17 protein-coding genes are annotated in these 21805 nt (G+C 59.2%); 7 read left to right on the top strand and 10 right to left on the bottom strand.

Features of this window, described 5'->3' with window-relative positions; all coding sequences use genetic code 11:
• Nucleotides 1-4: 4 nt before the first annotated feature.
• Genes KDX37_RS03160 through KDX37_RS03150 form a run of 3 tightly spaced genes read left to right on the top strand, consistent with a single transcriptional unit; the run spans nucleotide 5 to nucleotide 5483 of the window.
• Nucleotides 5-1249, top strand: coding sequence for an exonuclease SbcCD subunit D C-terminal domain-containing protein (locus KDX37_RS03160; protein ID WP_231651221.1), 1245 nt, complete (start codon nucleotides 5-7; stop codon nucleotides 1247-1249).
• Nucleotides 1246-4893, top strand: coding sequence for an AAA family ATPase (locus KDX37_RS03155; RefSeq protein WP_231651220.1), 3648 nt, complete (start codon nucleotides 1246-1248; stop codon nucleotides 4891-4893). The genes KDX37_RS03160 and KDX37_RS03155 overlap by 4 nt, the downstream gene beginning before the upstream one ends.
• The gene (locus KDX37_RS03150; protein WP_231651219.1) at nucleotides 4890-5483 is read left to right on the top strand and encodes a glutathione S-transferase; all 594 of its coding nucleotides are present in this window, start codon (nucleotides 4890-4892) and stop codon (nucleotides 5481-5483) included. Before KDX37_RS03155 ends, KDX37_RS03150 begins: the two co-directional genes overlap by 4 nt.
• A gap of 20 nt (nucleotides 5484-5503) precedes the next feature.
• On the opposite strand, the gene KDX37_RS03145 is transcribed toward KDX37_RS03150, so the two are convergent.
• Nucleotides 5504-5755, bottom strand: coding sequence for a hypothetical protein (locus KDX37_RS03145; protein ID WP_231651218.1), 252 nt, complete (start codon nucleotides 5753-5755; stop codon nucleotides 5504-5506).
• The gene (locus tag KDX37_RS03140) at nucleotides 5752-5943 is read right to left on the bottom strand and encodes a hypothetical protein (RefSeq protein ID WP_231651217.1); all 192 of its coding nucleotides are present in this window, start codon (nucleotides 5941-5943) and stop codon (nucleotides 5752-5754) included. Before KDX37_RS03140 ends, KDX37_RS03145 begins: the two co-directional genes overlap by 4 nt.
• A gap of 533 nt (nucleotides 5944-6476) precedes the next feature.
• On the opposite strand from KDX37_RS03140, the gene KDX37_RS03135 reads away from it, so the two are divergent.
• Nucleotides 6477-8513, top strand: a complete 2037-nt coding sequence (locus tag KDX37_RS03135) for a hybrid sensor histidine kinase/response regulator (RefSeq protein ID WP_231651216.1) — start codon at nucleotides 6477-6479, stop codon at nucleotides 8511-8513.
• Nucleotides 8514-8795: 282 nt separating this feature from the next.
• Here KDX37_RS03135 and KDX37_RS03130 read toward each other — a convergent pair whose 3' ends face one another.
• From KDX37_RS03130 to KDX37_RS03105, 6 genes are all read right to left on the bottom strand, one after another.
• Nucleotides 8796-8990 (bottom strand): hypothetical protein, encoded by a 195-nt coding sequence (locus KDX37_RS03130; RefSeq protein ID WP_231651215.1) that lies wholly within the window; start codon nucleotides 8988-8990, stop codon nucleotides 8796-8798.
• A gap of 181 nt (nucleotides 8991-9171) precedes the next feature.
• Nucleotides 9172-10341, bottom strand: coding sequence for a lactonase family protein (locus KDX37_RS03125; protein WP_231651214.1), 1170 nt, complete (start codon nucleotides 10339-10341; stop codon nucleotides 9172-9174).
• Between the two features lie 107 nt (nucleotides 10342-10448).
• Nucleotides 10449-10994: a hypothetical protein gene (locus tag KDX37_RS03120; RefSeq protein WP_231651213.1), complete on the bottom strand. Its 546-nt coding sequence runs from the start codon at nucleotides 10992-10994 to the stop codon at nucleotides 10449-10451.
• A 258-nt stretch (nucleotides 10995-11252) separates the two neighbouring features.
• Nucleotides 11253-11537: a DUF5629 family protein gene (locus KDX37_RS03115; protein WP_231651212.1), complete on the bottom strand. Its 285-nt coding sequence runs from the start codon at nucleotides 11535-11537 to the stop codon at nucleotides 11253-11255.
• A gap of 152 nt (nucleotides 11538-11689) precedes the next feature.
• Nucleotides 11690-12682 (bottom strand): AraD1 family protein, encoded by a 993-nt coding sequence (gene araD1, locus KDX37_RS03110; RefSeq protein ID WP_231651211.1) that lies wholly within the window; start codon nucleotides 12680-12682, stop codon nucleotides 11690-11692.
• A gap of 34 nt (nucleotides 12683-12716) precedes the next feature.
• Entirely contained in the window at nucleotides 12717-14030 is a 1314-nt protein-coding gene (locus KDX37_RS03105) for an MFS transporter (RefSeq protein WP_231651210.1), read from the bottom strand.
• 214 nt (nucleotides 14031-14244) lie between these two features.
• Here KDX37_RS03105 and KDX37_RS03100 point away from each other — a divergent pair, with 214 nt between their 5' ends.
• Both KDX37_RS03100 and KDX37_RS03095 read left to right on the top strand, forming a co-directional pair.
• On the top strand, nucleotides 14245-15987 hold the full coding sequence (locus KDX37_RS03100) for an IlvD/Edd family dehydratase (RefSeq protein ID WP_231651209.1): 1743 nt from the start codon (nucleotides 14245-14247) through the stop codon (nucleotides 15985-15987).
• A 150-nt stretch (nucleotides 15988-16137) separates the two neighbouring features.
• The gene (locus KDX37_RS03095) at nucleotides 16138-16851 is read left to right on the top strand and encodes a FadR/GntR family transcriptional regulator (RefSeq protein ID WP_231651208.1); all 714 of its coding nucleotides are present in this window, start codon (nucleotides 16138-16140) and stop codon (nucleotides 16849-16851) included.
• 111 nt (nucleotides 16852-16962) lie between these two features.
• Here the strand turns inward: KDX37_RS03095 and KDX37_RS03090 are convergent, their stop codons facing one another.
• Together KDX37_RS03090 and KDX37_RS03085 are read right to left on the bottom strand one after the other, a co-directional pair.
• Nucleotides 16963-19353 carry an efflux RND transporter permease subunit gene (locus KDX37_RS03090; RefSeq protein WP_231651207.1) on the bottom strand — a complete coding sequence of 797 codons (2391 nt, stop codon included), beginning with the start codon at nucleotides 19351-19353 and terminating at the stop codon, nucleotides 16963-16965.
• A 27-nt stretch (nucleotides 19354-19380) separates the two neighbouring features.
• The gene (locus tag KDX37_RS03085) at nucleotides 19381-20430 is read right to left on the bottom strand and encodes a WD40/YVTN/BNR-like repeat-containing protein (protein ID WP_231651206.1); all 1050 of its coding nucleotides are present in this window, start codon (nucleotides 20428-20430) and stop codon (nucleotides 19381-19383) included.
• Between the two features lie 426 nt (nucleotides 20431-20856).
• On the opposite strand from KDX37_RS03085, the gene KDX37_RS03080 reads away from it, so the two are divergent.
• Nucleotides 20857-21804, top strand: coding sequence for a hypothetical protein (locus tag KDX37_RS03080; RefSeq protein WP_231651205.1), 948 nt, complete (start codon nucleotides 20857-20859; stop codon nucleotides 21802-21804).
• Nucleotide 21805 lies beyond the last annotated feature (1 nt).

Here is a 21805-nt window from a genome sequence, read left to right as displayed (position 1 = left end):
CCTCATGCGTTTGTTTCACACCTCCGACTGGCATCTGGGTCAGAACCTCCATGGCCAGGAGCGGGATTTCGAGCACGCCTGCTTTCTGACCTGGCTGCTGGCCCGCCTGGCAGACCGCCAGCCTGACGTGCTGCTGATCGCGGGCGACATCTTCGACACCGTCAACCCGCCCGTCAAAGCCCAGGAGCGTCTGTACGACTTCATCGTCAACGCCCATGAACAACAACCGCTGCTGACCATCGTGATGATCGCGGGCAACCACGACTCGGGATCACGCATCGAACTACCCGCCCCGTTGATGCGTCGCCTGCGCACCCATGCGCTCGGCAGAGTGCTGTGGCTGGACGACGGCGTACTGGATGTCGAACGCCTTTTGCTGCCATTGCCCGACGCCAACGGCGATGTCCGCGCCTGGTGCCTGGCGCTGCCGTTTCTGCGCCCTGCGGAAGTCACTGGCCCGACGCTGGGCGATGATTACCTGCGCGGCATTGGCCGGGTACATGAACTGCTAATAGAGGCGGCCAACCTCAAACGTAAGCCCGGTCAGGCCCTGATCGCCATCAGCCATGCGCACATGGCCGGGGGATCGGTGTCGGAAGACTCCGAGCGCAGCCTGATCATCGGCAACGCCGAGGCACTGCCCGCCAGCCTGTTCGGCCCGAGCATCACCTACGTTGCCCTCGGCCATTTGCACAAGCCACAACGGGTCAATGGCGAAGAGCGTATCCGCTACAGCGGCTCGCCGATCCCACTGTCGTTCTCGGAAATCGGCTATCAACACCAGATTCTGGAAATCAACTGCGAAGGCGAAACGCTGACCAGCGTCGAGCCTTGCCTGATCCCCCGCGCCGTCAACTTGCAACGCCTCGGCCCGGCGCCGCTGGCCGAGTTGCTGGTGCAGCTCAAGGCATTGCCAGACATCGACCTGCTGGCCGATCACGACCGCCAGCCCTGGCTGGAAGTGCGTGTGCGCCTGGACGAACCACAACCCGACCTGCGCAACCAGATCGAAACCGCGCTGCAAGGCAAGGCCGTGCGGCTGGTGCGCATCGGTGCCGAGTATGCAGGCAAAGGCAGCGCCGATGGCAGTGACAGCGAAGCTGCGCTGATCGAGCTGGACCAGCTCAGCCCTCAGGAATTGTTCAGCCGCGCCTGGCAGGACAACTTCGGCAGCGAGGTCGACGAACAGACCCTTACCGATTTCGCCACGCTGCTGCGTGAAGTTCAGCAGGAGAGCGAACAGCCATGAAGATCCTTGCCATTCGCCTGAAGAACCTGGCTTCGCTGGCCGGGCCGTTCGAACTGGATTTCACCGCAGAACCGCTGGCCAGCGCCGGACTGTTCGCCATCACCGGCCCTACCGGTGCAGGTAAAAGCACCCTGCTCGACGCCTTGTGCCTGGCGCTGTTCGGGGCCATTCCACGGCTGAGCAACATCGGCCAGTCGAAAGTGCCGGACATCGACGGCGAAATCACCACCAGCGATCCGCGCACGCTGCTGCGGCGCGGCACCGGCAGTGGCTATGCCGAAGTGGATTTCATCGGTATCGACCAGCGCCGCTATCGTGCCCGCTGGGAAACCAACCGCGCCCGGGACAATGCCGCGAAAAAGCTGCAGGCCAGCCGCCAGACCCTGACTGATCTGGACAGCGAGCAGATCCTCAGTAACCAGAGCAAGCGTGAATTCGAGCAACTGATCGAAAGCCGTCTGGGCCTGAACTTCGAACAGTTCACCCGTGCCGTGATGCTCGCACAGAGTGAGTTCAGCGCCTTCCTCAAGGCGGACGACAAGGAGCGAAGCGATCTGCTGGAGAAGCTGACCAACACGGCGATCTACAGCCAGTTGGGCCGCCGCGCGTACAGCAAAAGCAAAGAGGCCGAAGATGCGCTCAAGACCCTGACTGCGCAGGCAAGCACTCTCATTCCGTTGCCAGCCGAACAACTGGCCGAGCTCGAACAGCGCCTCAGCGATGCTCAACAGCAACTCAAGACGCATCAGGCTCAGCAGCGCCAGCTGGAACTCAAACAGCAATGGTTGACCGAATTGCATCGCCTGCGTGATGAGCACCTTGTGGCCCGTGAAAGCCTCGACAGCGCCCAGCAGGCCTGGGATGAGCAGAGCGGGCAGCGCCAGACCCTCGGCCAACTGGAGCGACTCGGGCCACAACGTCATCGCTTTACCCGACGCATAACGCTGAACACTCAACTCACACCGTTGACCGAACAGATTCGTCAGCATCAGGCCCAACAGGCCACACTGCAGACCCAGCAACTGCAACTGGAAGCCCGCCGCACCGAGGCGCAAGCCAGCCTTTTGGACGCCCAGCAAAAGCACAGCGCCGCACGACCTCTGCTGCAACAAGCCTTTGACGTGCAGAACAGCTTGAGCCATCTGGCACAGGAGCTGAGCAAGCTCAGCGAACTGCACCAACAAGCCGAGCAACACTGCACGCAAGGCCAGACCAGCCTGCAAACCCTGCTCGACCAACAGCAACAGGTCGCCCAACGGCTGGAGCGTATCGCCGAACAGCTGGAGCAAAGCCAGACGCTGGCACCTCTCGCCCAAGCCTGGAACGCGTGGCGCGACCGCTTGAAATCCATGACGCTGATTGCCAACCGTCTCAGGCATGGCCAGGCTGAGCTGCCTGCGCTGCAACAGCGTGCCAGCGACGCCGACGCGCAGTTGGCAGAACAACGTAGCGCGCTGGAATTGCTGTACCGCGAGGCCGATTGTGAAGTCGCCGCGGTAACCGAGCAGGTGCAGATCCTCGGCAGCCTGTTGCAGGACAATCGCAAACAGCAACGCGCATTCGAGGAACTGACGCGGCTCTGGGCCAGCCAGCAGGAAGTCGCTGGCCAACTGCGCGACCTGGCCCTGCAACAACAGAATGCGCAACAGCAGCGTGAGCAACTCAACGCGCAAGGCACCCGGGTTCGCGACGAACTGACCGTGGCCGAACAGACACTGACCGTGACCCGGCAATTGCTGGAACGTCAGCGCCTGGCTCGCAGCGCCAGTGTCGAAGAATTGCGCGCTCAGTTACAGGACGACCAGCCCTGCCCGGTCTGCGGCAGCGCCGAACACCCGTGGCATCAGCCCGAAGCTCTGCTGGAAAGCCTCACACAGCACGACGAAAACGAACAGGCCGGGGCGCAGAAAGCGGTGGATGTGCTGACTGAACAGCGCACCCAGCTACGAGAGCAGGTCGGCGGTGTCATTGCGCGCCAGAAAGAACTGCTGCGCCAGCATGAGCAGCTGATGCAGCGGCATCAGACGCTGGCGCCAGACCTCGAAGCGCATCCCCTCGCCGCCTCTTTGCTGGATCGCGCGCCCGAGCAGCGCGATGGTTGGCTGAGTCAGCAATTGAGCCAGTTGAACGAGGTTATCATCCGCGACGAACAGCGCCAGCAGGCGTTGCTGACTCTGCAAAAAGATGCAGGCCGCTTGCAGCAGCAGGTCCAGGCAGCGCAGGAAAACAGCCAGACCGCCGCTCGCCACGCCAGCGAACAACTTCAACAGTTGGGCGCCGACCAGCAGCGGCTGGACGAGGAGCTTGCCGCTTTCGAGCCAATGGTGTCACCGCAGATGCTTGAAGGGCTGCGCAACGATACGTCCGGCACCGTTATGCAGCTTGAGCAACAGGTCACCCAGCGCCTCGATCAACTCGAGCAGCAAGGCGAGGAACAGCTGGAGCAACGCGAACGCCAGCAGAAAATCGAGACGCAACAGGTCGAACAGCACAACCGGCTGCAACGCCAGACCGAACTCTTGCAGGACGTCACGAGACTCGGTGAACAGCACCACGCCAGCCAGCAGACTTTGGCGCAGTTGCTGGGTGAGCATGCCGGTGCCGAACACTGGCAGCAGGCCCTGGAACACGCCATCGATCAGGCCCGGCAGACCGAAAACGCGGCGGCGCAGGATCTGCAAGCTATTCACAGCCAACTGATCGGCATCGCTGCCGAGCTCAAGTCTGACCAACAGCAGCTTGAGCAGATGCAACAGGAGCTGGCCGAACTCGACACGCAAATCAGCGAATGGCGCGCTCATCATCCGGAGCTGGACGACACCGCACTCGACACCCTGCTCGCGTGTGACGACGCGCACCTCGAACAGCTGCGCCAGCAGTCGAGCAGCGCCGAGAAAACCCTGGAGCAAGCAAAGGTGTTACTGCATGAACGCGATCAGCGTCTGCAGCAGCATCAGGCACAGCACAGCGACCTCAACGACGAACAACAACTGACAACCGCATTGCAGGCGGCGCAGGAGCAGACGGCGCTGAGCGAGCAGCACTGTGCAGACGTGCGCGCCGAGCTGAGCGAAGACCAGCGCCGCCGCAATGCCAATGGCGAGTTGCAGGCGCAGATTGGCGCTGCCACAGGCGAGTACCAGCGCTGGGCCCGTCTGGCGGCACTGATCGGTTCAGCCGAAGGCGACAAATTCCGCAAGATCGCCCAGGCCTATAACCTCGACCTGCTGGTTCATCACGCCAACGCTCAACTCAGGCAACTGGTGCGCCGCTATCGCCTCAAGCGTGGCGGCAGCATGTTGGGCCTGCTGGTGCTGGACACCGAAATGGGTGATGAAATGCGCTCGGTGCATTCACTGTCCGGCGGCGAAACCTTCCTGGTGTCGCTGGCGCTGGCGCTGGGGCTGGCATCGATGGCTTCCAGCACCTTGCGTATAGAATCGCTGTTTATCGACGAAGGCTTTGGCAGTCTGGATCCGGAATCTCTGCAACTGGCAATGGATGCCCTTGACGGCTTGCAGGCACAGGGACGCAAGGTCGGCGTCATTTCCCATGTGCAGGAAATGCATGAACGAATCCCCGTACAGATCAAGGTGCGTCGTCAGGGCAACGGGCTGAGCACCATCGAGGTTGGCAACTCATGACGCCGCTGCTGTATTCGTTCCGGCGTTGCCCTTACGCCATGCGCGCTCGCATGGCGGTCCGCTACGCCGGTTGTGAGGTGACAATCGAGGAAATCAGCCTCAAGGCCAAACCGGCACAGATGCTCGAATGCTCACCGAAAGGCACGGTGCTGGTGTTGGAGGCTCGGGTTCTGGAACAAAGTCTGGACATCATGCACTGGGCACTGGCTCGGCACGATCCGGACAATTGGCAGCTGGCAGACGACCCTGAACGGCAGCGGCAGATGGGTGCGCTGATCGAAGAAAACGATCAGGTTTTCAAGTTCGATCTGGACCGCTACAAATACGCGGTGCGTTACCCGGAACATTCCGCGCAGTATTATCGAGCGCTGGGCGAACGCTTTCTGCGCACGCTGGAAAACCGGCTGCAGTCTGATACGTATTTGATGGGTGAACACCTGACACTGGCTGACGTGGCCATTGCGCCCTTCATACGCCAGTTTTGCTCCGTCGATCCGCAATGGTTCGAGCAAAGCCCCTACCCGACGCTGCGAGCGTGGTTGCAACGGTTTTTACAGTCAGCATTGTTTGAGGCGGTGATGAAAAAGTGAGCGAGGGCCACTGATCTCTCTCAGGCCGCTCGGGCTTGCACTATGCCCCTGGCTTCTACCGGGTCGCTCGCGAGTGGCCGCTGAGCTATCTGCGGCGCGATCGCAACCAGCATCCTGTGAGTCGTGGTGCGTTGTATGGCGTGGTTGATCTCGTGCCGAGCCTCGATGCAGCGTGCGATTGCGCCGACCGAATTCTGCCCTGCCCCCAGCAACGAACTGCCATTGATCATGACCGCGAGCCCCGCAGTCACCCATATCCTGCCGCCACTCACGATGCATGCTCCGGGGCGTTGGCTGCCGCTTGTCTGGCATCAACCCAGGAGGATGTCGACGAGCCGTGAACCAGCGTCTCGGTGGGCGGGTTCATGCTGGTGACTGTAACCACCGCGATGAAAACGACATAAAGCGCAATCGCAATGTAAGCGCCCTGTCTGATGGAGTGGAGAATGGCAGTGGCCATGGGTGTTGCTCCCTGAAATGTCTCTGGACCGATAGTGTGTGGGTTGATCGAAAGCGTGTTTCCCGGTCGACAGGATCGGGTAAAAAACCCGCAGTGAAAAACGATGTATCGGCATACCAGTCATCATCGGGCTTGATGGTTCGCATCGCGTGACAGCGGCGGGCCCGGAGCAATCCAAATGAATATATGAAAGCCAGCATGCTTTGAATTATTCTTGTGAAACGTTGGAACGCACAGATTCATAGTAATCAAATGAATGCCAAACCCTTCAAACGGATGAATTTTATGTCCATTGATGGGGTCGAAAGGAAAGCACTTGGCTCTGGCCTGCATGCACACCCAGTCAGAGTCAGGAACACAGGCGTACCTGTGTGGTGAAGCCGAAGAAATCTCATGCCTGGGTCTGGCTGCGCATTTCGGCTCACACACTCGTAAACATGATCCAACCTGTCGATGTGCCTGCTGTCCTGGCGTTGTCATGCCGGTTGCTCAGACAACGTGGCCCGTAACCTTTGCTGATCGATGGTGGTGAGATGGAGCAACACGTTCACGACATGAACTGGGGGGCAACACCGCTTGGCGAAAGAGCCTTCTGGCCACCGGCCCTGACCACACTTGCAAGCGTGGTGTCGGGATCAAATCAGCCCATGTTCGTGGTCTGGGGACCGCAGCACACGCTTATCTACAACGACGCTTATGCAGAAATTCTCGCTGCCAAGCATCCCGCAGCGCTGGGCTGCTCGTTTCTTGATGTATGGGCCGAGATCCGCACCGATCTGGAACCGATTGTCGAGCGTGCCTACAGCGGACAGGCCGTCAGCATGGACGACATCACGCTGATCATGCACCGCAAGGGCTATGCAGAAGAAACTCATTTCGCGTTCTCCTATACGCCTGTTCGCGGACCGAACGACACGGTCAGCGGTTTTCTCTGCGTCTGCCTGGAGATCACTGATCGAATCTCCGAAGAACGCACGCTGCTGAATGCTCAAGCTGCCTTGCGCCATCACAACACAACACTTGAACAACAGGTTCTGGAGCGCACCACGGAGCTGAATCGCCTGTGGGACACCTCTCCTGACCTGCTGTTGATCCTCGATTTCAGGGGCATCTTCCTGCGCGTCAACCCGGCCTGGACAGAACTCCTCGGCTATCGGCCGGATGAACTGATCGGCCATCACGTCAATGAGTTCGTGGTTGCAGAGGATCATGATGCGACCGTCAGGGCGTACACCCTGGCTGCCGAGGGGGGCATGCCCAAGCTCGTCAATCGTTACCGCCACAAGGACGGGAGCCTGCGCTGGATCTCCTGGGTTGCGGCACCGGCCGCTGATGTGACCTATGCGACCGGCAGAAATATCACCCTCGAAAAGAAACAGGCCGATACGCTGATGCAGACCGAGGAAGCCCTTCGTCAGTCTCAGAAGCTTGAGGCCATAGGGCAATTGACAGGCGGCGTGGCGCACGACTTCAACAATTTACTGACCGTCATCAAGTCATCGGCAGACATGCTCAAACGTCCCGATCTGCCCGACACACGACGCTATCGTTACGTTGCAGCAATTTCCGAAACCGTTGACCGGGCGGCCAAGCTCACCTCACAGCTGTTGGCATTTGCCAGACGGCAAGCGCTGAGGCCCGAGGTATTCGCCGTCTGTGACAGCGTGCGCAGCCTCTCACACATGATGAATACACTGACCGGCTCGCGGATCAGGATTGTCATGGAGTTGCCTGACGACCGCTGTTTTGTCGAGGCTGACCCCAGCCAGTTCGATACGGCGCTGGTAAACATGGCACTTAATGCGCGAGACGCCATGAATGGCGAGGGCGTGCTGACCATACGCGTTGCGACCGTCGAACGAATGCCGGCCGTTCGGGCACATGATGAGGTCCAGGCTCCCTTTGTCACCGTCTCGATCAGCGATAACGGCATGGGCATCCCCAAAGCACATCTGGACAAGATCTTCGAGCCGTTCTTTACCACCAAGCGCGTTGGCCAGGGCACAGGCCTCGGGTTGTCTCAAGTGTTCGGTTTTGCCAAGCAATCCGGCGGAGAGGTGCTCGTCGACAGCGAACCGGGGCAAGGGAGCACATTCACGCTGTATCTGGCGCGGGTGCCCGAGCCGCAGCCCTCGAATCAGGACGAGAAACACGAACCGGTGATGGACGGGCTCGGCACCTGCGTGCTGGTCGTCGAGGACAATGTCGAGGTGGGCGGTTTCGCCGTGCAGTCACTGTCCGACATGGGCTACATACCGGTGCTGGCCCACAGCGCCGAAGAAGCCCTGGCCGAACTGGCGGCCGATGCTGACCGTTTCGATGTGGTGTTCTCGGACGTCATCATGCCCGGCATGAACGGTATCGACCTTGCCCATCGAATCCGGGAAACCTACCAGGATTTGCCGGTGCTGCTGGCCTCGGGTTACAGCCATATCCTCGCCCAACATGGCACCTATGGCTTTGAGCTTCTACACAAGCCCTACTCCATCGAGCAGCTTTCGCGGTTGTTGCGCAAGATCACCACCTGGAAACGTCGCCGGCGCATCCAGAGCGAGCAGGCCGAGCGGTGACACTGCGCCTTGAAATGCCCGCTACGTTGCCGGCCACACGCGATTATAAGCATCAAAAAAAACCCCGCTACGTATGCGGTAGCGGGGTCAAGGGGATTCAGCAGGGATTCAACGCTTTCGCGAGCAGGCTCACGTAACAGTCCATGCAGGGTCTGCCGCGCAATGGGCAGTGGTCGCGTGGACCTGTGTGGGCGAACATGCTCGCGAAAGCGTGTCGTTTCACGAATCCATTCCCCGGTATCGATCAACACACATCGTTAACGGGGAATGCATTCACAAGGGTTATTGCACGTCTTGCTGAGCAGACTTGTGATCCAGTGCCGCATAGAAATTGGCACTTTGTTGCAGGTATTTCGGTGTGTAGGTTTGAGTGGCGTGAGCTTTTTTGTCGCTGACTTCAACACTGGCACTGGCAGGAAGAGCAACCGATGCCGAAATAGCCGATGCAGCAATGATGGAGAAAAGATTGAAGTTCATGTCGATCACCCTCTGTATGTTGTCTGCATGTCTGGCTTGGAAGTGTTGGCCGTCTTGGCCGTGACTCAAACTTACGCCCGAGGGTGATCAAGCAGAAATCTTTTGTAGCACTAACTCATATCATTGGGATTGATAACGGCGCCAGCCCTCGTATTCCGGGGGCTGACGCCAAAACGCTCAATCACTTGGCGAGAAAGTGCACGTAGGACGGCGAGTCAACATCCAGCTTTTGCACCGTGTCACCCAACAATCCGCTTTGCGGATCGCGCTTCACAGTCACGATCTGGTTGCTCTTCTGGTTGGCGAACAGCACGAACTTGCCGCTCGGGTCGAAACTGAACTCGCGGGGCTCGATGCCTTCGACCGATCGACGCTGGATCTCTTCGATCTTCGCGGTAGTGGGGTCGATACGGAAGACCACCACCTGATTGGCTTCACCCCGATTGGTGACGTAAAGGAATCGGCCATCCGGTGAGGTATGTATGGCACCAGCGCCGTTCTTCTGCGCGACATCCTGATTTTTCAGATCCACCAGCTGTGTCTGCTTGAAGCCACCGTCGTGATAATCGAACACAGCCACCTGAGCAGACATTTCCAGCACCAGCCAGGCATGCTTACCGGCACGGTCGAACAGCACATGACGTGGACCGCTGCCCGCTGGCAGTTGCACGGTCGGTACTGTCGCAGGCTTCAGTGGCTTGGCCTGGTCAGCGTCATAGCGATAGACAAACAGCTTGTCTGCGCCCAGATCGGCCATCACCACGTACTTGTCATCCGGGGTCGGCACAGCGAGGTGCACATGAGACGACATCTGCCGCTCCGGGTTGACCTTGCTGGCAGGTCCGAGTTTCTCGACCTGAACAGCCTCGGCCAAGCGACCGTCCTTGCCGACCGGCATGACCGCAAGCGCACCACCCGGATCCGGGTTCACAGCGTAATTGGCAATGAACAGATAACGACCGTCACGGCTCAGGCTCGAGTGGGTAGGCTCATCGCCCTGACTCTTGACCTGATTGATCGGGGTGACCTCATGGGTCCCGGGATTGATAGCGAAGCTGCTGACCTTGCCTACCGCGTCGCTCTGGCCTGGGCCGTTCTCGTTGACGGCAAACAGATAGCGCTGGTCTTTGGAAACTGTCAGCCAGGACGGGTTCCCGGTTTTTATCACTTGCAGCGGCTTGGGATCGATCTTGCCGGTCTGGCTATCAAAACCAAAACGGTAGATGCCTTCGCTTTTGCCTTGGGTGTAGGAACCCAACAGTAATTCGGTATCGGTCATGGCATGGGCCTGCTGGGTAAACGCGCTCATGGCAGTGGCAATCGCCAGCCACGGCAAAAATTTATGGGGCATGGGGGCATCCCTTTTTGTTGAAGTTATCGGCGCCGGTTACGGGCAGTCAGGTCTATGACACTGTCAACGCCCGTCAAGTTTTGCCTCGGATGAATTTGCAGGGTTCGTCACCCTTCAGGCACCTGCACTGCGACGTCCCTGTCCGCCACCGGCGAACGACGCAAATCAGCCATGCCGGGCGCCAGCACCGACATGAACCCCCGGTAATGATGGGCGAACAACCGGAGCTGACTGATAGGGTCGATAGTGACTCCGGCAAGGATCAGCGCGATCACCAGGCCTGTCACCGAAACGCGCCTGCGCAGTGGCTTGAGCCCCTTGCGCGTGACCGGCAACAGCAACACCAGCCCGACCAGAAACCAGATGAACAGGCGCGGCATCAGTTGCGGCCGATCCAGCCCGACCTCCCAGAGCGCCCATACGGTGCACAGCAGCAGCATCAGCGTGAACAGCCAGACAGCGAAGCGCATGCCCATCACCAGCAGGACGCCGATGGCGAGGAACCCGAAACCCGAGAGCATGTAATAGAAGGAGCCGCCCAGAACGACCAGCCTGAAACCGCCGAGCAGCATCACGACGCCCAGCGCCAGCAGAAACGCACCGAGAATGGTCGGCAACAGACGCGCACGACTCAACGTACCTTGAGTAGACATTGGATCTCCCTATCTTGTGTGTGCGGCTCAATCCATTGAGCCGATACTGGCAAGGCCAGCGTGTGTAACGTCGTTATCCCCTGGTCACGCAACGCGCCAGAGCAATAAGAAAAGGCAAGCACATCCGTGTGTAGTGAGCGCGAGCTGCATCATGCATAACGCGAAACACCCTACCACCCGATGTCGGCGCTCATGCAAAAGCGGTCGACACGTGAGGGGCAATCTAGCGCTGGAACGATAACGCCGAATTGATCTGGATCAATCCTGTACGGAATCGTCTTCATCGGACGGGGTAAAAGCGTCCAGACAAATGATCCGGTGGTCCGCGTTGCCATCGTTGACGACCCAGCTTTGCAGCGATTCGTCGAAGCTCGCCGCTTGAACCTGCGCTTGCGTAAAACGCCACACCTTGCGCTCGCGACCGTCCATGCATTCGATGTTCAACTCTTCACCGAGCGAAAACTCCCAGGCATGCAGCCCGTCGATTTCCAGCATGGTAGTGGCCTCAAGGGCGGCGAGCAGCGTGTCTGGGGTGGTAGTCATGAGGATATCCGGCCTGCAAAAGCGCGAATGATAGGCAAAAAGCGCAGGTTCAGACAGTCCCGCATGCGCTCGGATACGGTTTCCGGCCCGTCCCGACGTGCGTTGCACACCTCAGGAGCGGACCGGCTCTCTACAATCCGTTCAGGAACGGGCTACAACGTGCCGATCCCGCCAGGCTGGAACACCGGCTCACTGGCCTCCAGACCGTTGACCAATGGCTGACCGAACTCCGCCTGGCTGACCTCGAAGCGATCGCCTGGCTGCGTGCGGATGCCATCGGCAAACGACAGCGTAGCGGTGCCGAAGAAGTGCACGTGCACGTCACCGGGTCTCAGAAACTGCGCGTATTTGAAGTGGTGGTACTCAAGATTTTCCAGGCTGTGACACATGTTGGCTTCGCCACTCAGAAACTCTTTTTCCCACAACACTTTGCCGTCGCGCCAGATGCGGCTGGTACCGGACAGGCTTTGCGGCAACTCGCCGACGCGCAATTCCGGGCCGAACGAGCAGGCACGCAGTTTCGAATGCGCCAGATACAGGTAGTTGCGGCGCTCCATGATGTGGTCGGAATATTCGTTGCCGATGGCGAAGCCCAGTCGATAAGGCTTGCGGTCATGGCCGATCACATACAGACCGCTCAGCTCTGGTTCTTCACCGCCATCTTCGGCGAACGGAGGCAGGGAGAAAGACGCACCCGGACGCACGACAATGCTGCCATCGCCCTTGTAGAACCATTCTGGCTGCACACCGGCCTCGCCCGCTGCCGGCTTGCCGCCCTCCACGCCCCATTTGAAGATGCGCATGGTGTCGGTCATGGTCGCTTCATCGCCAGCCTGCTGATGCATCTTGTCACGCGCCGAGGCGCTGCCCAAATGCGTCAGGCCAGTACCGCTGACCAGCAAATGCGCGGGATCCGGGTGGTCAAGCGGCGGCAAAATACGCAGCTCCTTGAGCAGTTGCGAATAGTCGTATGCCTCACCCAGCCCTTTCAGATCAACCTGAGTGGCAAGGTTCGAGCCTGCTTCGATAGCGGCCAATGCCAGCTCACGAACGCTCTGCGCGCCCTGCACTTCACGCACTTGATCACCCTCGACCAGACCGACACGACGCTCACCGTTGCTCAATTCAAACTGTACTAACCGCATGGAAATCTCCTTTCAGGATAGTGGGAAGCCGCGCCTATCGAGCCTTGGCGCTGGCTGCAAAGTCGGAGGCTGGCAGCACATGCTTGCGCTCAAGCACGTGGTAGACGATGCCGGTCAACACCAGACCAAACACCATCACGCCAGACAGGAAGTAAAGGCCCGACGCCAGGCTGCCGGTCATTTCCTTGAGCGCACCGATCACAAACGGTCCAATGTAGCCGCCCAGGTTGCCGACCGAGTTGATCAATGCAATACCCGCCGCCGCACTGGCACCGGCGAAGAAGCGTCCAGGCAAGGTCCAGAACACCGCCGTGCAAGAAAACAGCGCAAACGCCACCACACACAATGCGGCCAATTGCGCCACGGGCAGGGTCAGCCAGGCACTGCAGAACAGACCGATAGCACCCAATACATAAAGCACCGCCAAATGCCCGTAACGGTCGTTAAGGCGGTCAGAACTGCGCGGCACGATCAGTAGGCCAATGATGCCGAAGATGTACGGCACCGACGACACAAAACCGGTAGTCAGGTCGCTGCCGCCAAACTGCTTGATCAGGGTCGGCAGCCAAAGCCCCAGGCCATAAATGCTCAAGGTCACTGGCAGGTAAAACAGTGCCAGCAGCAAGACGCGTTTGTCCTTGAGGGCGTGCAACGGGTTGCCGTGGCGCGTCTGGCCGTACTCTTCAAGGTCCTTTTTCAACTCGCCGGCCAGCCAGTCCTTCTCGGTCTGGTCCATCCACTTGACCTGTTGCGGGCCATCCGGCAACCAGCGCAGCACCGGCCAGGTCAGCAGGATCGCAGGCGTGCCGATGACGATGAACAGCCACTGCCAGCCGTGCAGGCCCAACACACCGTCCATGCCCAGCAGGCCACCAGACACTGGCCCGGTGATCATCATCGCGATGGGTTGCGAAAGAATGAACAGCCCGAGGATCTTGCCGCGATGGCGAACCGGAAACCACTGGGTGATGTAGTACAGCACGCCAGGGAAGAAGCCCGCCTCGGCCGCACCGAGCAAAAAGCGCATCACATAGAAGCTGTGCGGCCCCTGCACGAAGGCCATGCCAATGGTGATGGCACCCCAGGTGATCATGATCCGGGCAAACCAGCGTCGTGCGCCGAAACGTTCGAGCATCAGGTTGCTGGGGATTTCAAACAGGAAATAGCCAATGAAGAACAGCCCGGCACCCAGACCGTAGGCTGCGTCGCCAATCCCGATGTCGGCACCCATGTGCAGCTTGGCGAAGCCCACGGCAGAGCGGTCTACATAGGCAATCAGGTAGAGCAGGATCAGAAAGGGAATCAGTTTGAACGTGATGCGACGTATAAGCCCCAGTTCCTGGCTCATGAAGGCGGTCTCCCATTGTTTTTGTTATGGAACCTGCGGGGATTGCCTCTGTGCATGAATACCGTTGCAAGCAACGCAAGCGCCAGGACCGTCCCTCGTGTGCAATCGACTATATAGTAATACTATTTGAACTGACAACTCTTCCAATGCGCGTTTTTTAGGCTTACCTTAGCCAGCAGTGTCGCCATTAAGTCTTACAATAAGAGAGCCGATCATGTCTGATTCCGATAAAAAACCGACCCTGCGTTCTGCCCAGTGGTTTGGCACTGCCGACAAGAACGGCTTCATGTACCGTAGCTGGATGAAGAATCAGGGCATCGCCGACCATCAGTTTCATGGCAAACCGATCATTGGCATCTGCAATACCTGGTCCGAACTGACCCCCTGCAACGCTCACTTCCGTCAGATTGCCGAGCATGTCAAACGCGGTGTGATCGAGGCTGGCGGCTGGCCGGTGGAATTCCCGGTGTTTTCCAACGGCGAATCCAACCTGCGCCCCACCGCAATGTTCACCCGCAACCTGGCGAGCATGGACGTCGAAGAAGCGATCCGCGGCAACCCCATCGACGGCGTCGTGCTGCTGACCGGCTGCGACAAGACCACTCCGGCCCTGTTGATGGGGGCGGCCAGCTGTGACATCCCGGCCATCGTCGTGACCGGCGGACCGATGCTTAACGGCAAGCACGAAGGCAAGGATATTGGCGCCGGGACCATCGTCTGGCAGATGCACGAATCGTACAAGGCAGGCTTGATCAGCCTGGACGAATTCCTGTCCGCCGAAGCAGGCATGTCCCGCTCGGCAGGTACCTGTAACACCATGGGTACAGCGTCCACCATGGCCTGCATGGCAGAAGCCCTGGGTACCTCGCTGCCGCACAATGCTGCCATTCCGGCGGTCGATTCACGACGCTACGTGCTGGCGCACATGTCAGGCATGCGTGCCGTGGACATGGTTCGCGAAGATCTGCGGCTGTCGAAGATCCTGACCAAGGCAGCGTTCGAAAACGCTATCCGCGTCAATGCCGCGATTGGCGGCTCGACCAACGCGGTTATCCACTTGAAAGCCATCGCCGGACGCATCGGCGTGGACCTGGAGCTGGATGACTGGACTCGCGTCGGTAAAGGCATGCCGACCATCGTCGATTTACAGCCGTCCGGACGCTTCCTGATGGAAGAGTTCTACTACGCCGGTGGCTTGCCCGCCGTGCTGCGCCGCATGAACGAAGCCAACCTGCTGCCCAACCCGGACGCCCTCACCGTCAACGGCAAGAGCATCAGCGAGAACACCTGCAATTCGCCGATCTACGGTGAAGACCAGGTCATTCGGGCTCTGGACAATCCGATCCGGGCTGACGGCGGTATTTGCGTGCTGCGCGGCAACCTGGCACCGCTGGGTGCAGTGCTCAAACCTTCCGCCGCTACACCGGCGCTGATGCAGCATCGCGGTCGCGCCGTGGTGTTTGAAAACTTCGAAATGTACAAGGCACGGATCAACGATCCGGATCTGGACGTGGACGCCACCTCGGTGATGGTCCTCAAGAACTGCGGTCCGAAGGGTTATCCAGGCATGGCCGAAGTCGGCAACATGGGGCTGCCTGCCAAACTGCTCGCTCAAGGCGTGACCGACATGGTGCGCATTTCCGATGCGCGCATGAGCGGCACCGCATACGGCACCGTCGTGCTTCACGTCGCGCCAGAAGCCGCAGCGGGCGGTCCGCTGGCGGTGGTGAAGGAAGGAGACTGGATCGAACTGGACTGCGCCAGCGGGCGTCTGCACCTGGACATTCCCGAGGCCGAACTGGCTGCGCGTCTGGCCGACTGGGAGGCTCCGCCGAAACTGCTGCTGGGTGGTTATCGCCAGCTCTATGTCGATCACGTGATGCAGGCGGATCAGGGTTGCGACTTCGATTTCCTGATCGGCTGCCGAGGCGCTGAAGTGCCGCGTCATTCTCACTGATGCCACGCCAGCACTGAGTGGTATCAGGCAACCGGCAGCCTTCATGACAGCATGAGCGAAAGCGGCGTTCGCCTTCACCGGGCGACCGCCGCAGCGGTTGCGCAATGTTATGATGCGCGGCACTCACCGCCAGGATCGACTTGCGTCCCCATGGATTATCGAAAGCCTTCCGACCGTAAAAGCATGCACGCCCGCATTGTCCAGGAACTGGGCATGCAGATCGTATCCGGCCGTTTCAAACCTGACGAAAAGCTCCCCGCAGAAGCCCTGCTATGCGAAGAGTACGCCGTCAGTCGACCGGTGCTGCGTGAAGCCACGCGGGTCCTGGTCGCAAAAGGCCTGGTCTATTCAAGGCCGCGTGTCGGCACGGTGGTCAAGGCACGCCGCGAATGGCACCTGCTTGACCCGGATGTGCTGCATTGGGTGATGCAAAGTTCTCCGCAGAATGAATTCTTCAACCTGCTCACCAGCGTGCGCGCGGTGATTGAACCGGCAGTCGCAGCGCTGGCAGCGCAACATGCCACGGACGAAGAGATCGAGTCGATCCACGAAGCTTACCTGCGCATGGAAGCTGCCCCGACACCGGAAGACTTGCTGCAACCGGACCTCGATTTCCACAGCCGCATCGCCGATGCGACCCATAACGACCTGTTGGCCCACTTGTGCAACATGTTGTCGCTGGCCCTGCGTGAAGCGCTCAAATACTCCAACAAACGCCCCAACCTTCACGAGCTGGCAATGCCTCGGCACAAGGCGATCCTTACCGCCATCCAGAACCGCGACGCCCTCGCCGCCCGCCACGCCTCGCTGGTGCAGCTGGATGACGCGCGCAACGCATTGACGGTGGTGCTGGGTGGGGTTTGATGCGCAGAATGTTGCGGTCCCTTCGCGAGTCGAGACACGCTGTCTGGCGGGTGAAAGCGGCCTCTCAGGCGCTGCATCCGTTCAGACACATCGCCATCCAGGCCTTTGCACTCAATGTGAAAACAGAGAATTGCCGACCTTCCCTGCCATTTTCTCCGGCTTGATCAGGAAGCGTGCGAGCGCAGGCAGCAGCCACAGAGCGCCAAACATGTTCCACAGCAACATGAAGGTCAGCATCAGGCCCATGTCCGCCTGAAACTTGATCGCCGAGAAGATCCATGTGCACACACCGATCGCCAGGCACAGCCCAGTGAACAATACCGCCTTGCCGGTAGACTTCAGCGTTTCGTAATACGCCTCCTGCAACGGCAGCCCTGCACGCAGGAAGCTCTCCAGACGGCTGTAGATATAGATGCCGTAATCCACACCAATCCCTACACCCAGTGCTACCACCGGCAAGGTCGCGACTTTTACCCCAATGCCCATGAACGCCATCAGCGCATTACCAAGCACCGAGGTCAGCACCAGCGGCAGTACGATGCACAAGGTTGCCGCCCATGAGCGGAAGGTGATCATGCACATGGCTGCGACGCAGATGTAGACGAGAATCAGAATGGTCAGCTCGGACTTCTTGATGACTTCGTTGGTGGCCGCCTCGATGCCAGCATTACCCGCAGCCAGCAAAAATTGCATGTCGGGACGGTTGTTTTCCTTGGCAAAGTCCTGCACCGCATGCACGGCACGATCCAGGGTTTCGGCCTTGTGATCGTTGAGGAACACCAGCAGCGGCGCCAACGAGCAGTTGTTGTTGTACAGGCCGTCAGCCCGCGCAATGGAGTTGTTGAGCACGTCCTTGTTGCGCGACAGGGTTTCCCATTTCAGGTTGCCCTCGTTCATGCCCTTGATGACCTGCTTTGAAACTGTCACCAGTGAAATGGCCGACTGCACGCCCTGGGTGTTTTCCATCTTCCAGGCCAACTCGTTGATCGCTGACATCGTTGGATAGGCCGAACACCCTTCCGGTGGCGTCTTGACCATCACCACCAACACATCGGAACTGGTCGAGTAATGATTGATGATGAAAGCGTTGTCCTGGTTGTAACGCGAGTCCGGGCGCAACTCTGGCGCGCCCTGATCAAGGTCGCCGATCTTCAGGTTCTGGCTGTACCAGAGGCCACCGCCGAAGGCCAGCAACGCCAACACGATCGAAACAGGCGCAACCCGGGGGCTGGCGAAGTTGGACAGCAGACGCCAGAACGCATGTTCCGAGACCGCATCCCGCTTGCTGCGGCTGATTGCCCGTTTGCTGATACCGGCGTAGGAAATCGCTACCGGCAGCAGAATCAGGTTGGTGAACACGATAACGGCTACACCGATGGACGCACCGATGGCCAGTTCACGGATCACGCCGATATCAATAATCAGCAGCGTGATGAACCCCACCGCATCGGCAAGAATCGCGATCATGCCCGGCAGAAACAGTTGGCGGAACGTCCGACGTGCCGCCATCAGGGCGTTTTCCGCCTCGCTGGACTGCAAGGCAATGCCGTTGATCTTCTGCACGCCATGGGAAATCCCGATGGCAAAGATCAGGAACGGCACCAGCATTGAATAGGGGTCGATACCAAACCCGACCACATGCATCAGGCCCAACTGCCAGATGACCGCGATCAAGGTTGTAATCAGTACTGCAACGGTACTGCGCAGGCAGCGCGTGAACCAGATCAGCAGCACCAGTGTGATCAGAAAGGCGATGCCGAAGAACATGACCACCATGAACAGGCCGTCGATCAGATCGCCAACTTTCTTGGCGAAACCGACGATATGAATCTTGATGTTGGGGTTCTGGGCCTCGTACTTGTCGCGAATCTTTTCTTCAAGCTGGTGGGAGAACTGCTGATAGTCCAGCGCCAGCAACTTGCCCTGATCCGCCGGGTCCGGGTAGGACTCTTGCAGCGGAACATCAATGATGCTCGATTTGAAGTCGTTGGCAACCAACCGCCCGACCTGCCCGGACTTGAGGATGTTGTTGCGCAACTGATCCAGACTGCTGTCCGAACCGTTGTAGCTTTGCGGAATGACCTCGCCACCGGCAAAGCCCTCTTCGGTCACCTCGGTCCAGCGCACGCTGGGGCTCCACAGCGACTTCAGGCCGGAGCGGTCAACGCCCGGAATGTAAAAGACTTCGTCGCTGATCTGGCGCAGGGTCTCCATGTATTGCTTGGAAAAAATATCGCCATCCTTGGCCTCGACGGAAATACGAACCGTATTGCCCAGGTTCGCCAGATCATTGCGGTGCTCCATCATGTTCTGAATGAACGGATGCGACAGCGGGATCATTTTCTCGAAACTGGTAGAGGGGCGAACCTGCGTGGCCTGCCAGAACAGAACAATGCTCACCAGCAGGCACAGGATGATCACGGCCGGGCGGTTATTGAAGATCAAGCGCTCGAGAAACGTCGCCTTTTCATCCGAATGTTGTGGTTGTTGAAGATTGGTCATGCGCGAATGTCCCCGCCCTGAAAGTTCTTATTGTTGGGTCGTCTCGGCGCCCGTTGGCGAGGTGACGCGCACGCCCCCTTGTCCTACCAGAATCAGATTGCCCTGCAGATTGGTGGTAACGCCTGCCAGCGAGATCCGGTCAGGGCGGTTGAAGACCGTGAAGCTTTCCCCATCATCACTGCTGCGCATCACACTGCCGCCGTTGCCGACCAGCACCACCGAGCCATCGGCCAGCAACGAGGCGTTGGCCAGACCGAATTCCATCGGCCCGCGAGCCCCCTGCAGCTCGATCGGCGTCCAGGTATCGCCGAAATCGGTGGAGCGAAACAGGTTGCCACGCAAACCGTAAGCCAACAGCGTCGAAGGGCTGGCGGTGCCGATGACCCCGAACAATGAGCCTTGATAAGGACCTTCGAGTCGCTCCCAGGTCTGCCCATCATCGCTTGAGCGGAACATGCTGCCCGCCTCGCCCACGATGAACAGGCCCGCGTCCTTCACCTGCGCGATGCCATTGAGATGGTACTGATCTTCGTTATCCAGACGCTCGCTGACGTCCTGCCAGTGCTCGCCGCCGTCCGTGGTGTGCAGCAGCGCCCCATAGGCACCCACTGCAAACCCGTTGCTGGCGTCCTTGAACCAGACATCGAGCAGCGGTGCTTCACGAGCCAGGTCTTCGAATTGCTTGCTCCAGGTTGCACCGCCGTCGCTGCTGGCCAGAATCTGCGCATCGTGCCCAACCGCCCAGCCGTGCTTTTCGTCGGCGAAATAAACGGCGGTCAACAATTGGCGAGTTGGCACCTGGGCCTGAACCCAGCTTTTGCCCTGATCGTCGGAATACAGAATATGCCCATGATCACCGACCACCACCAGCCGGGCACCGGCATGAGCAACGTCCAGCAACAGCCCCCGTGAAGCCTTGGCTGATTCAATGGCGTAGACCATTGCATCGCTGGCGGGCGCAGGGCTCGCAACAGGATCAGACGCAGCCTGCACCGGCAAGATTGCCGACCAGCACATCAGAACGGTCAGGGACATGCCCGCGTATAACCGGGTGCGCCGATTCAAAGGCTCACTCATGGACTTCTCCCCTTTTATTGTTATCAGGCCTTTATCACCGGCCAGTTCGTATCAACCAGATGCCCACAAGCCCTCTAGCCATACCGTTTGGAAGCTGAGCCATCGTAGGCAGCTTTGCAAATGCCTGACAATCGACATGTCGTTATCTTTTGTTAAGCGCCAAGGTGTGATTGATGGAGTATCAGTGGGCGTGATGCCGGGTCTGGGTTCTGATCCCTGTATCGACCCCAGAGAATTGTGAGTGGACTTGTGCCATTACTGACCTGCCGCGTCGCGCCAACAGTCGCGATGGCGGGTCGGGCTCCTGCCGACAACCCACTCGCAAGACTTGGCATGAGGTATTCTGCGCCCGGTAAAATGCGCAGTCCGGGCCTGAATGGTCACAGTCTGTTATCAGTCTTCAACGCGTCGCACAGGCAGGTCTGCATGTTTTATAGGCATCGGGTCGAGCGCACCGCCAGGGGCGACCTGCACATCCACTCGCGAAATGTGTTTCAAAACTCACTCGTACTGCTGTCAGGCACGACCTGCTTGATGGCGCCGGTTGCGCTGGCCGTGCTCGGGGTCGCCGATGGTTTTTCGCTGCTGGCTGAACAAGGTCTGTTGGCCTCGCTGCTGATCGTATTCGGCCTGTTGCTGTTGTTCGTCTCTGCCTTGTTCCTGATGCTTTGCACCGCAACCGGCGAGACGCTTCTGTTATCCCGACTCGACGGCGAAGGCCAGCGCCGCACCGAGAACTTTCTAACACGCCGCGAGCGGGCGCGGTCGGTCTTCAGCATCCAGGCCCCCAAATACCTTGAGCTTCGCCGCCGTAAACAGGCCAAACCTGTTTATACCCAACTGTGGCTGGTCATGCGCGATGGCACCGAGCATCGTCTGACGACCGACTGCTTCCCGGTATTACCCGGCAGCAAACCTACAGACCAATGGCTGAAAGAACTGGCCGACTATCTGGACGTGGCAGTGCCCACCGAAATCGTTGAGGATTCGGCGCCCAGTGCAAAGATGCCTTACAAACCGGGCCAAGTGCCGAAACCCAAAGACACCCACAACAGCACCGGGAAAAACAACGAACAAGAGCGCTCGTCTGCGCAGCAAGCGACTCAAATCCTCAGCGCCCCTGTACGCACCTTTCTTGTTCTGCTGGGCATTTTCATGGCAGTACTGGAACTGAACCGGGTCTTTGCACTTGTACCGTCCCTGTTCAGTGGGCATTTGCGCATCAGCGGTTACCGATCGACGCCTACACTTCTCTATTGGTCCGATCAACCGTTCAAGTTCTCGTTCCATGTCCTGCTTGACACAGTAGAGGTGCTCTTTATCGGATTCGTCGTCTGGCGGAGCCTGAGCATTGCGATCAAAGGCAAGATGTAAA

Source organism: Pseudomonas californiensis (assembly GCF_021147775.1).
Taxonomy (GTDB): Bacteria; Pseudomonadota; Gammaproteobacteria; order Pseudomonadales; family Pseudomonadaceae; genus Aquipseudomonas; species Aquipseudomonas californiensis.
Note: the sequence above shows the minus strand (reverse complement) of the source record. Positions and strands in the feature narration are given on the sequence as shown.